Origin of the sequence: Paenibacillus sp. FSL M8-0334, assembly GCF_038000405.1 — a bacterium.
Lineage (GTDB): Bacteria > Bacillota > Bacilli > Paenibacillales > Paenibacillaceae > Paenibacillus_AQ > Paenibacillus_AQ campinasensis.
This window is the reverse complement of the sequence record NZ_JBBOCH010000001.1, coordinates 3,069,794-3,082,453: the sequence shown is the minus strand read 5'-3', so window position 1 is coordinate 3,082,453 and position 12,660 is coordinate 3,069,794. Positions and strand designations below refer to the sequence as shown.

Annotated in this window: 9 protein-coding genes; 2 read left to right on the top strand and 7 right to left on the bottom strand. The window is 55.7% G+C overall.

Annotated elements, in window-relative coordinates:
- Window positions 1-243: 243 nt before the first annotated feature.
- Window positions 244-1,740, bottom strand: coding sequence for a xylulokinase (gene xylB, locus MKX64_RS13515; protein WP_155618243.1), 1,497 nt, complete (start codon window positions 1,738-1,740; stop codon window positions 244-246).
- Window positions 1,741-1,920: 180 nt separating this feature from the next.
- Window positions 1,921-3,234: a xylose isomerase gene (gene xylA / locus MKX64_RS13510; RefSeq protein WP_095266570.1), complete on the bottom strand. Its 1,314-nt coding sequence runs from the start codon at window positions 3,232-3,234 to the stop codon at window positions 1,921-1,923.
- 240 nt (window positions 3,235-3,474) lie between these two features.
- Here xylA and MKX64_RS13505 point away from each other — a divergent pair, with 240 nt between their 5' ends.
- Both MKX64_RS13505 and MKX64_RS13500 read left to right on the top strand, forming a co-directional pair.
- Window positions 3,475-4,647 carry an ROK family protein gene (locus MKX64_RS13505; RefSeq protein WP_155618244.1) on the top strand — a complete coding sequence of 391 codons (1,173 nt, stop codon included), beginning with the start codon at window positions 3,475-3,477 and terminating at the stop codon, window positions 4,645-4,647.
- 140 nt (window positions 4,648-4,787) lie between these two features.
- A complete protein-coding gene (locus tag MKX64_RS13500; protein WP_095266568.1) occupies window positions 4,788-4,991 on the top strand; it encodes a hypothetical protein in 204 nt (67 codons plus the stop codon).
- A 134-nt stretch (window positions 4,992-5,125) separates the two neighbouring features.
- Here MKX64_RS13500 and trxB read toward each other — a convergent pair whose 3' ends face one another.
- The 5 genes from trxB to MKX64_RS13475 all read right to left on the bottom strand — a co-directional run bounded on the left by trxB (window position 5,126) and on the right by MKX64_RS13475 (window position 12,461).
- Window positions 5,126-6,067 carry a thioredoxin-disulfide reductase gene (gene trxB / locus MKX64_RS13495; protein WP_341036122.1) on the bottom strand — a complete coding sequence of 314 codons (942 nt, stop codon included), beginning with the start codon at window positions 6,065-6,067 and terminating at the stop codon, window positions 5,126-5,128.
- A 293-nt stretch (window positions 6,068-6,360) separates the two neighbouring features.
- Window positions 6,361-8,367, bottom strand: a complete 2,007-nt coding sequence (locus tag MKX64_RS13490; RefSeq protein WP_095266566.1) for a heavy metal translocating P-type ATPase — start codon at window positions 8,365-8,367, stop codon at window positions 6,361-6,363.
- A 439-nt stretch (window positions 8,368-8,806) separates the two neighbouring features.
- A complete protein-coding gene (locus MKX64_RS13485; protein WP_341036120.1) occupies window positions 8,807-9,919 on the bottom strand; it encodes a PEP-utilizing enzyme, TIM barrel domain protein in 1,113 nt (370 codons plus the stop codon).
- Window positions 9,920-10,192: 273 nt separating this feature from the next.
- On the bottom strand, window positions 10,193-11,485 hold the full coding sequence (locus MKX64_RS13480) for a homocysteine synthase (protein WP_341036119.1): 1,293 nt from the start codon (window positions 11,483-11,485) through the stop codon (window positions 10,193-10,195).
- Window positions 11,486-11,624: 139 nt separating this feature from the next.
- Window positions 11,625-12,461: an SDR family NAD(P)-dependent oxidoreductase gene (locus tag MKX64_RS13475; protein ID WP_341036118.1), complete on the bottom strand. Its 837-nt coding sequence runs from the start codon at window positions 12,459-12,461 to the stop codon at window positions 11,625-11,627.
- Window positions 12,462-12,660 lie beyond the last annotated feature (199 nt).

Here is a 12,660-nt window from a genome sequence, read left to right as displayed (position 1 = left end):
TTAAAGCTGATTGCACTTAACTAGCCTGATGACGGAACTTACCTATGTAGAGTCGAAACACAATCACTTTAAATAATACCATAACTTGTCTGTTATTTCTTATGTGCATCAAACCTAATTCATCACTAATTTGGGTAACATTGGATGCATAGTGCCAATAAAAAGCCGAAGACAGGCTCTCGGCTTGTCTTCGGCTGAATGGTGCAATATGAGGCTGTCCATGCCCCGTCCAATGCGTCCGCTCTATCCGCGAAACGGAGACAGCTGTTCGCTCAGTTCACGCGTGGCGCCATAGACGCTGCGGTACAGCTTATACAGCTGTTCATACTGCTGCGCCGTCTCCGGATTCGGCGAATAGGAACGCGAGGCGCGCAGGAAGGCCTGGGCGCATTCTTGCAGACTCGGGAACCAGCCGCAGCCGTAGGCTGCCAGCATGGCCGCGCCCATCGCCGGCCCCTGCTCGCTCTCCAGCTTCACTATCTCGGCGTTGAATACATCCGCCTGCATCTGGAGCCAGGTCTCATTCTTGGCACCGCCGCCAATGGAGATGACCTTGTCGATCTTTTTCCCGGAATCACGCAGAATGTCGATTGATTCTCTCAGCGAGAACGTAATCCCTTCCAGGACGGAGCGGGCGAAGTGGGTCAGGCTATGTCCTGCATCCATGCCGATAAAGCTGCCGCGAATGCTGGAATCCGGATGAGGCGTACGTTCTCCGACGATATAAGGCGTGAACAGCAGGCCGCCGCTTCCCGCCGGGATGTCCGCAATGCCGGACAGCAGCTCATCAAAGGAGACATCCGGTGCAAACGTATCCTTGAACCAGGTCAGGCTGTAGCCTGCCGCCAGCGTAACGCCCATAATATAGTAAGCATCCTTCTCACCATGATTGAAGAAATGCACTTTCCCTTCAAAATCGAGCGACTTCCGCTCCTCATAGGACAGCACCACCCCCGACGTGCCGATGCTGCACATCGTCTGTCCTTCTTCAAGAATGCCTGCTCCGATCGCGCCGCAGGCATTGTCCGCCCCGCCGGCAAATACCTTCGTCTCCGCAAGAAGTCCAGCTTGCTCGGCAACGGCTGGCAGCAGCGTACCGCACTGATCGAAGGATTCCACGAGCGGCGGACAGAGCGATGCCGGCAGATCAAAGGCCGCCAGAATGTCCTGGCTCCACGCCTTCCCGGCCACATCCAGCAGCAGCGTTCCTGCCGCATCGGAGTAGTCCATCGCATACTCCCCGGTCAGGCGGTAGCGCACATAGTCCTTAGGCAGAAGGAATAAAGCCGCTTGCTCGAGCACTTCCGGTTCATGCTCCTGCACCCACAATATTTTCGGAAGAGTGAAGCCTTCAAGCGCCCGGTTGCGGGCAATGCCCAGCAGCTTCTCCTGCAGCGTCTCCTCAATGCGGCGACACTGCGGTGTCGTGCGGGTATCATTCCACAGGATGGCCGGACGAAGCGCGTTGCCGTTCTGATCGACCAGCACCAGCCCGTGCATCTGTCCCGAGAAACTGAGACCTTCCACATCTCCCTTGTTGATGCGGTTGTCTTCCATTAGACGGCGCAAGGATACGATCGTTTTGTCCACCCAATCCTCCGGCCGCTGTTCACTGTATCCCGGCTTCGGTTGGCTAAGCGGATAGGATTCCGAATGCTCGGCCACCACCTTCCCGCTCCGGTCGACGAGGACGGTCTTTACCGCGCTGGTGCCAAGATCCACTCCGATTACATAACTCATGTTCATCCCCCTTAACTTGAATGGTCACGCCTGGAATAGGGCGACAGGTTTCCTGAGTCTTTCGATTGTGAAATAACTTCACCGGCTTCCTTGATGGGAGCCGGTGAAGGATGATCTGCGTATAACGGCAGCTCTGTTCGGTTCGTTGATTGCAGTATGCCTGCTAAGAGGCGTCTTCGATTAGTCAGCCAGAATATACTGGTTCAGGATCGCTTTCAGCATTTCCTGACGACCGGATTCGTTTTTGCGAGGGGACTCGTTATTAAGTGCGTATTCAGCCAAGGAAGCCAGCGTCGCTTTACCGGCTACAACATCTGCACCGATGCCTTCCTTGAAGCTGCTGTAGCGCTTCTCGATGAAGTCCTCGAACACGCGGTCCTCAATCAGCTTGGCTGCAACTTTCAGTCCCTTAGCATACGTATCCATACCTGCGATGTGCGCAAGCACCAGATCCTCAGGCTCGAAGGACGGACGGCGAACCTTCGCGTCGAAGTTGACCCCGCCGCGGCCAAGGCCACCGTTCATCAGCACTTCGTACAGCGTCAGTGTCGCATCGTAAATGTTAACCGGGAATTCGTCGGTATCCCAGCCGATCAGCATGTCGCCTTGGTTCGCATCCAAGGAGCCCAGCATGCCGTTGATGCGGGCAACGCGAAGCTCATGCTCGAACGTATGACCAGCCAGAGTGGCATGGTTCGCTTCCAGGTTCAGCTTGAAGTGTTTGTCCAGGCCGTATTTTTGCAGGAAAGCGATCGTGGTTGCTGCATCGAAGTCGTATTGGTGCTTGGTAGGCTCCTTCGGCTTCGGCTCGATCAGGAACTGTGCGTCAAATCCGATTTCCTTAGCGTAGTCAACAGCCATATGGAACAGACGCGCCAGGTTGTCCAGCTCCAGTCCCATGTCGGTGTTCAGCAGCGTTTCATAGCCTTCACGGCCTCCCCAGAACACGTAGTTCTCTGCGCCGAGGCGTTTGCCGACTTCAAGGCCCTTCTTGATCTGCGCAGCAGCATGCGCGTAGACGTCTGCATTGCAGGTGGTGCCTGCACCATGCATGTAGCGTGGGTTCGTGAACATGTTGGCTGTGTTCCACAGCAGTTTTTTGCCGGTCGATTTCATGTTCTGCTCAATCTGATCCACAATCGTGTCGATGTTCTGGTAGAACTCACGCAGGCTGTTGCCTTCCGGTGCAATGTCCACATCGTGGAAGCAGAAGTACGGCAGGTTCAGCTTCTCCATGAATTCAAAGCCGGCTTCAACGCGGGCTTTCGCCAGATCCATGCCGGAGTAGCTGTCCCAAGGACGAACAGCGGTATCAGCGCCAAACGGATCGGATCCGCCAGCAGTCAGTGTATGCCAATAAGCCATAGCGAAGCGAAGATGCTCCTCCATCGTTTTGCCTGCTACAACCTCTGTCGGGTTATAAAATTTAAATGCGTACGGGTTGGTTGATTTGCTTCCTTCGAATTCGACCTTGCCAACGTTAAAATAAGCCATGTATAAAGCCCTCCTATAACCTTGTTAGGGTGTGTCGTTAACGCTTACAAGGCTATCCTAACACACTCTCCCAACTTTGTCTATTGGTTAAACAAAGTTGTTTTTGGAATCTGTATTTTCAGAAAAACCGTCTGCGTCGGCGCGGCCCATCGCTGTGTTTCGATGTTGCAATTTCCTTCTTTTCCGCCTAGACTATGAGCATATCAAGAAGCACTTGAAGCGGGCCAAAGGATGAAGAACATGACAACTATTACAGGCGACCAGGCTCTGGTCAAAAGAATAAATACTTCCCTGATTCTCGATACGATCCGCCGCCATGCCCCGATCTCCCGCGCCAGCGTGTCCGAGCTTACCGGCTTGAACAAAGCGACGGTATCCAATCTGGTGCAGGAGCTGCTGAACAATCATCTCGTTCAGGAAAGCGGTCCCGGAGCGTCCAGCGGCGGCCGCAAGCCGAGGCTCCTCCTCTTTAACGGACAAGCCGGTTACGCCATCGGATTGGAGCTGCGCGTGCAGCAGATGACCGCGGTGCTCACCGATCTTGCAGGGCGCATCGTGGCCGAGGATGAATGCCCCCTGGAGCAGCATGATACGGATTCGGTGACGGCGGGCATGGTCGCGATCGTTCGCAGACTGATGCAGAAAGCGCCGCAGTCCCCGTACGGCATCGTCGGCATCGGCGCAGGCGTTCCCGGCATGGTTGACGGCAGCGGCACCGTGCTGTTTGCCCCCAATCTGGGCTGGGAGATGGTGCCGCTGAGCCAGCTTCTGGAGGAGGAGCTCGGCCTTCCGGTCACGATTGACAATGAAGCCAATGCCGGCGCGCAGGGCGAGCTTCGCTTCGGCGCCGGAAGAGATGCCAGCCATCTGCTCTACATCAGTGCCGGCAGCGGGATTGGCTCGGGCATCATTATCAATGGCGAGCTGTACAAGGGCGCCCGGGGATATGCCGGGGAAAGCGGCCATATGACGATTGAGTCCGAAGGGCGCAGCTGCTCCTGCGGGAACCGCGGCTGCTGGGAGTTGTACGCCTCCGAGAAGTCTTATGACAACGAGGAATTTGCCCTGCCATCCAAGCGAACCTCCGAACTGATCAGCTATGCACGGCAGGGGCATGAAGATACGATTCGTCATTTTTACAAGCTGGGGCACTATCTTGGGGTTGGCATTACCAATCTCGTGAACGGCTTTAACCCGCAATCGGTCATTATCGGCGGCCCGCTCTCGGATGCCAGGGCATGGCTGGAGGATACGATGCAGCAGGTTGTCGCCCAGCGGACACTGCCCTATCACCGCGAACGGATGGAGATTCGCTTTGCCGAGCTTGGCAGCCGCTCTACTGTCATCGGTGCGGCGTATTCCGCCATCTCCCAGTTCCTTGGCCCCGTGCGTGTGTCCATGCCGATGAATTGACGCATAATTGACGCATTTTACACCGAATCATATGAAGAAAATTACAGCGTTTTCAGATATAATAAAAAACATCTGGTTCATTATTGTCACTGTTCAGATCTGAATGGTGCAATCGCTTGAGGAGAGAGAGGGAGCACTTCATGACCTATGTCAATACCTCGGATATTTCACCGCAGATGTTCGTAACCGTGCTGCTGTTTCTTCTGGTGATCGCCCCGATGTTCAGCCTCGGCATTCTGCGGCTGTTCCAGGGCAAGAAGAAAGCAGGTTTGCTGCTGATGGCCTCCGGTGTAGGCGTATATGTAGTTTTTCAGCTGATCATGAGCCTCTTCTTTGAACATTGACCCTGGCGTCAATGCAATGTGGCAGCGTGATGGCGCTGAAAGCTGCTTTGTTCCGCATGGATGCGCGATAATGCGAACATCCTGACAAAAAAACGGCCGTTCGTGTTCAACACGAATGACCGTTTTTTTGTCGTTTATGCCATCGAGACGCTGTGCTCGAGGCTCTCGATATATTTCTCGCAGTCCATCGCTGCCATGCAGCCGCTACCCGCTGCTGTAATCGCTTGTCTGTAACGGCTGTCCTGCACATCTCCGCAGGCAAACACGCCAGGGATGTTCGTCTCGGAAGTGCCGGGGGTTGTAACAATATACCCGTTCGCATCCGTTGTGATCTGGCCGTTCAGGAATGCGGTATTCGGCTGGTGACCGATGGCCACGAAGACGCCGCTGGCTTCAATCGTCTCGATCTCGCCGGTCGCGTTGTTCAGCACTTGGATCCCCTTCACGCCGGTCTCATCCGCCACAACTTCCTGCGGTGTCCGGTTCAGCGCCCATTCGATCTTCTCATTGGCACGAGCGCGATCCTGCATAATCTTGGACGCTCTAAGCTCGTCGCGACGATGCACAATCGTTACCTTGGACGCAAAGCGAGTGAGGAAATTTGCTTCCTCCAGCGCCGAATCGCCTCCGCCCACCACGACGATCTCTTTCCCCCGGAAAAAGAAGCCGTCGCAAGTTGCACAGGTGCTGACCCCGCGGCCTACGTTGACCTCCTCGCCAGGAATGCCAAGGTACTTGGCCGTGGCTCCGGTGGACAGAATCAGCGTTTCCGTCACCACCTCACCGATGCCCTCCACGTTCAGCTTGAACGGCCGGTTCCCCAGCTCCACACTGTTCACCCAGCCTGTGCGGAACTCAGCTCCGAAGCGCTCCGCCTGCTTGCGCATATTGTCCATCAGCTCCGGGCCTTGGATGCCTTCAGGAAATCCCGGAAAGTTCTCGACCTCTGTTGTCGTTGTCAGCTGTCCTCCGGGCTGCGGCCCTTCGATCACAAGCGGGCTCAGATTGGCCCGGGCCAAATAGATCGCTGCAGTCAGGCCGGCGGGCCCAGTGCCTATAATAACGGATTTATACATGTGGCTCCCTCCTATGAAACAACATCGTATTTATGGATATGATGATTGAAATTATGATCTCTTAAATCCATTATACTCTATTATTGGCATATCCGGACTTCAGCCACCGTGTGATTTTGATGAAGATTGCAAGCGGTTCGTGTTCAAGTCCTATTCAGATTTAAAAGCTCCTCCCTGCTCTGAAAGAGCCAGGAAGGAGCTTGTCGTGCAATTCATCACTATGTGCGCCCTAGGCCAATCTGATCCGTCCAGACTACCTGGGCAAGTACCGATTCCTCACCCCTGGCTCGCGGTTATGCGTTCGACCGGAGCAGTCGCAGCCCGTTTAGAATCACAAGAATCGTGCTGCCTTCATGACCGATCACCCCTAACGGCAAAGCGACGCCCTCCAGGAAATTGGCCACAATCAGCGTCAAAATGACCGCAATCGCAAACACCATATTCTGCTTTACAATCCGCTGTGCTTTACGTGCCAATCTGACCGTACCCGCGATTTCATCAATGTTGTCATTCATGAGCACGGCATCAGCCACCTCAAGCGCCGTCTCACTGCCGGTGCCTCCCATGCCGATTCCGACCGTAGCTGTTGCCAGGGCAGGAGCATCATTCACGCCATCGCCCACCATCACGACATGCCCGTACTGCTCCCGCAGCGCCTTCACATGCTTCACCTTGTCTTCGGGCAGCAGATCGGAGAACACCATGTCCACCCCGGTCTGTCTTGCAATCACCTCTGCGGTCGCCTTCCGGTCTCCTGTCAGCATCGCTACCTGGATGCCAAGCTGCTGCAGCCGCCGAACCGCCTTGGCCGCCTGAGGCCGCACCGCATCCTGTAGTGCCAGCATGCCGACCACCCGCTCATTGTGCAGCACGACCGAGACCGTCTTGCCTTCTGCCTCCAGCCTGGAGCGCAGAGCCAGCCAGTCCGCAGCCGCCGGACTGTTCACGGAATCGTCGCCCACCGGCGCTTGCTGGCATGCCGGATCGTCCAGCACGTCGCTTTTTCCGATTTTCCAGCTGTCGCCGTCCAGTTCAGCCTGCATCCCCCATCCGGTCAAGGCCTGGGCGTTCTCTGCCTCACGCAGCTGAAGCTTCTCCTCCTCCGCCTTGCGGACAACCGCCAGCGCAAGCGGGTGCTTTGACACCTTCTCGATGGAAGCGCAGATGCGGAGCAGCTCGCTCCGGTCCCATCCTTCGGCTGCAATGAAATCCGTAACGACCGGGGTGCCGAGCGTTAGCGTGCCTGTTTTGTCAAAAGCGACGACCGCTGCCTTCGCCATATTCTCCACATGTGCCCCACCCTTGAACAGCACGCCCTTGCGGGCCCGGTTCGATATCGCCGACAGCATCGCCGGCATGATCGAGGATACGAGCGCACACGGCGAAGCGACCACGAGAAACACCATCGCTTTATAAAAGGTGGTATCCCAGTCCCAGCCCAGCACCGGCGGCGCCAAACCGATAATAATCACCGTTACAGCAACGACGACACGGGCATATATCGATTCAAACCGCTTGATAAACCGCTGCGACTCCGGAACCTCGTTCTCCGCTTCCTCCACCAGCTTGACGATTTTGGCGAACAGGGTGGACTCCGCCGATTTGGTCACCTCGATGTAGAGCACGCCCTCCCCGTTCAGCGTTCCGGCAAAAACATCATCCCCAACGGCCTTGTCAACAGGGACAGACTCCCCCGTGATGGAAGACTGGTTGACTGCCGAAGCGCCCCGATAAACTGTACCGTCGGCGGGAATCAGCTCCCCCGGCTTCACCAGAATCAGATCTCCGATCTCCAGCTTGCTGATGGATACCGCAACCATCTCACCGCCTTCAATCCGCAGCGCCGTCTCAGGCTGAAGCTCCATCAGCGACGAGATGTCCTTGCGGCTTCGTTCCATCGTATAGCTTTCCAGCGCCCCGCTGAGAGCAAAAATAAAGATCAGCATCGCGCCTTCATTCCAGTAGCCAATCGAGGCCGCCCCTAATGCCGCTGCGATCATCAGCAGATTCACGTCCAGATCGCGTTCCTTCAGAAGGGTCTCGATCCCCTCTTTGGCTTTGACCCAGCCGCCGATGCCGTACGAGATGATGTACAGCACCACCGACAACGGTTCAGACCAGATGCTGGTCAGCCAAGCGGCCAGCATAAGAACACCGCTTCCGAGCGCGGCAAGCACCTCGGAATGGCTGAGCAGGCTGCGCACATCCCATTTCCCCGGCTGCCGTGGTCCGCCTGAATTTGCTCCTTGATCTACGGACGATATCGTCCCTGTCGTTCTCTGATTTTCTATCCACTCCATATTCAATCACCTTCCTACTGAGAATGAAATCCATTATTAACACCCTTAAAATGGCACATGCTGCCCCGGCTAGGCCGGAGCAGCATGTTTAATGAGAATGATAATCATTTTTGCTATAAACCAAATTATTTTCCTTCGAGCAACTTTATAGTTATATCATACTCCGTAGCCGCCGATTTGTAAACGAGATTTAGGGAAATTTTGCATCAAAAAAAGCGGCCCTTTCCGGTCGCTTGTCATAAGCCTACTCCCTTGTCCCATTCATCCCATATGCAGCAATGCCGGTACCTACATCAAAGGGCCGCCGAAACCGGCAGCCCTGTTCTCACTCAAACAGTCACTCTTATGGAAGGAAACCCCTTTCATCTTTCAGATCCTCCGAGCCCTGTTCTCCCAGCATAAATGCAGAATCCGGTCCTAGCTACTCCTACCATCCACGCTACTCGGTCCAGGGCAGACTTCGTCTTCGGAGCTCCAGCCTCGCTCCCGTCAATCTGACAGCGGCCAGATGGCGCGAGGCACAGCTTACCTCCTGGGCCCCCAGCTTATAAGCATACCGAAGATCGGAAGCATCGACGCCGTTCACCCGAATCGGCAGCTCCGGCTTTATGGTGCGAATGCGGGATACCGCCGCAGCGAAAGAAGCCTGAAGCTCTTTTCGCTCCTCCTCGGACCAATAGGAGAATCGCTGCGCCTCCAGATCCAGCACGATCATATCAGCAATGCGGGCGACATCGGCGGCCGTTTCCGGATCAGAGCCCTCCCCGAACAGCACGCCCATTCGAAATCGGACGGACCTCCCCGCCTCTCCAAGCGTTTGTCTGGCTACCTCCTCAACAAAATCTTGGACGGACCGGAACACCTCCGCATCGTCAGGCTCCATGATCAGCAGTTCCGGCTGGCAGTCGATGCCGGCCTGCCAGCACTGCTCCACTGCCCGAAAGATCGACTCCAGCTGCGCATCAAGCACATCCCGGCCTTTCCCCCGGAAACCGGTCATATAACATTCCTGAACCAGACTTATTGCACAAGGAGCATCACCCGCAGCCTGCAGCACGGATACCCAATAGGCCGTCCACAGCCAAATAAATCTGCGCCGGTAAAACTCCGCCCTTGATTCTTCACGGGCTGTCAGCCACGCACTGAATACCTCGCGCAGCACCCCGGCGGTTTCCAGTGCCGCTTCGCCCCGGACAAGTCCTACCCCTTGAGCTCCAAGCCGCAAGTCCTCCCTGATCTGTTCCGCACAGGCAGCACAGCTTAATACTTTAAGATGTCGGTTAAGATCACTCCAGCCGAGAAGACGGGTTAGAGAAGGACTGACTTCACCTGCATGAACGGCTCCCGTCACTCGGAGCGCCTCCTCTATATCCTCAGGCGCAGCCAGCATCAGGAGCACCTCCTCATGGGTGATGCCTCCTGCCGCCCTGAACGAGTTCAACACATCCGTTTCCGGTGACGCTCCAGCCCGCGCACGATTCCCGGCCCTTTCCCCCACCCCATATAAGCGCTCTCCCAATTCACGGCTACTGTCCCATTGCCTTTCCGTCATCGTAATTGTTCTACCCCTCTTCCCTTGAATTGGATGTTATCGCCTCCTTTACAGACTATTATGAAACAATTGGAAATATACAGCAGAGTGACCGGGAGGATGCACATAAACGCAGCGGTGCCAGTACGCTTTCCTGCGCATGAAAAAAGGCCGAGGACCTCGCTCTCTCCGAGCGCGTCTTCGACCTGCTTTGTATGATGAATTGTGAGATAATAACCGCTTACGAGCTGACTATCCGGACCGATGCGCCACCGTTGCCATTAAATCGGCTCTTCACGCCTGACTGGCAGCAATCGCCTGCTCCAGATCGTAAAGAATGTCATCAATGGATTCTGTTCCGATGGACAGACGAATCAGTTCCGGGTTGACGCCGGCAGACTGCTGCTCTTCCTCGGTCAGCTGCTGGTGTGTTGTGCTGGCCGGATGGATGATCAGCGATTTGGAATCACCGACGTTGGCCAGATGGGAGAACAGCTTCACGTTCTCAATCACCTTACGGCCGGCCGCTGCCCCGCCCCGAATGCCGAAGGTCAGAATCGCCCCCTGCCCTTTCGGCAAGTATTTCTGAGCCAGCGCATAAGAAGGGTGACTTGGCAGTCCTGCATAGCTGACCCACTCCACCGCTTCATGCCCTTCCAGATATTGCGCCACCTTCAGCGCATTCTCGCTATGGCGCTCCACCCGCAGATGGAGTGTCTCCAGACCTTGCAGGAGAAGCCAGGCATTGAATGGGGAAAGAGATGCCCCTATATCCCGAAGCAGCTGTACCCTAGCCTTGATAATATAAGCAATCGGCCCCAGCGCTTCCGTGTACACCAGTCCGTGATAGCTCGGATCAGGCTCAGTCAGACCCGGGAACCGGCCGCTGGCCTTCCAGTCAAATTTGCCGCTGTCCACAATGACCCCGCCGATCGACGTTCCATGGCCGCCAATAAATTTGGTCGCTGAATGCACAACGATATCCGCGCCATATTCGATCGGACGCAGCAGATAAGGGCTAGGGAATGTATTGTCCACAATAAGCGGAACGCCGGCCTCGTGCGCAATGCTCGTAACAGCTTCGACATCAAGCACATTGCCTTGCGGGTTGCCAATCGTCTCGGCGAACACCGCTTTCGTGTTGGCGTTGATCGCTTGCTTGAAATTGTCCGGATTCGTAGAATCTACAAAATGAACCTTGATCCCCAGCTTTGCCAGTGTCGTCGAAAACAGATTGTACGTGCCGCCATACAAACTGGAGGAAGAGACAATCTCATCACCCGCACCTGCGATGTTCAGAATGGCAAACGTGATGGCTGCCTGCCCGGAAGAGGTCGCCAGCGCTGCGGCGCCGCCTTCAAGCGCGGCAATTCGCTTCTCGAATACATCCGTCGTCGGATTCATGATCCGGGTGTAGATGTTGCCGAACTCCTTCAGTGCAAACAAGTTCGCCGCATGATCGCTGTCCTTGAAACCGTACGATGTTGTCTGGTACAGAGGCACTGCCCGGGACAATGTAGTGGGGTCGAGCTCCTGACCCGCGTGAACCGCTAATGTTTCAATCGAAAATTGACGCTCTTCTGACATTCTTGCTTCCTCCCTTTTCTTTGTATGGAAAATGGTACGCCCATGATTTCCATCATTCTCTCATACTTTCCACCATTTGAAAAGAGGTATTACCAACTAAATTTATCGGAATACATAATCCCGATTGATATTCCCTTCATCAAGCCCGGTCCCCGTCGCTTGTCGGCGTCATTTCGCCCCAGCCGTATCCGGCTTCCGGCGACGTGTCTTCAGGCATACCCGAGAGAATGAGTCCCCCGTCAATGCGCAGGTTGATGCCTGTAATGTAAGATGCTGCATCCGAGGAAAGCCACGCGATCGCTTCGCCGATATCGGACGGCGTTCCGAGTCGGCCGAGCGGAATTTTGCTCCCGAGCGGCTCCTCCTCAGCAGATTGCTCCAGCTTATGGACCGTCGCCCCCGGCGCCACACAGTTCACCCGAATGCCGTGCGGCGCCCATTCCAGCGCCAGCGACTGGGCCGCGCGGATCAGCGCTGCTTTCATGCCCCCATAGATACTGTCCTTCGGATACGCCCGCTCGCCGCGGGACGACGTTATGAAGATGATGTTCCCCGGAATGTCGCGTGCAATCATCTCGGCCGCGGCATATTTGCTCAGCAGCATCGGCGCCCGGAAATCGAGGTTAACCTGCATATCGACATCCTCTTCATCCATCTCGGTAAGCGGCTTATGAATCCCGACACCCGCGTTATTGACAACGAGGTCGATGCGGTCAAACGCCTCCACCGTCTTGCGGATGGTATTCTCGGCCTCGCTCCGGACGGTAAGGTCGCTCTGAATGATGAGCGGCTCCTTGCCGTAAATATGTCGAATGTCCTCGGCCACGTCCACAATCCCGTCTTTACTGGAATTATAAGTCATCGCCAGCCGATATCCTTTTTCCGCCAATATCTTGACAATGCCCCTGCCGATCCCTGCACCTGCTCCCGTGACCAGCGCCACCTTCTCAGTGCCTTGCGCTCCTGCGGTTCCCATAACGATCCGCTCCTTTCCCGATAGTTTACAGCCTATCGCCATGCGCCGCACCCGCCCGGATGCGCACACCGCGCTACCATTCCTTACCCGGTTCGCCGTGGGATGACTTCGCTTCTTACGAAAAGGATTGGAAAGATACGAAATGGATCGATGCCGCTTCGATTGTCCGTCGTGAGGAACCCTCCCAGTTCAAAAATGT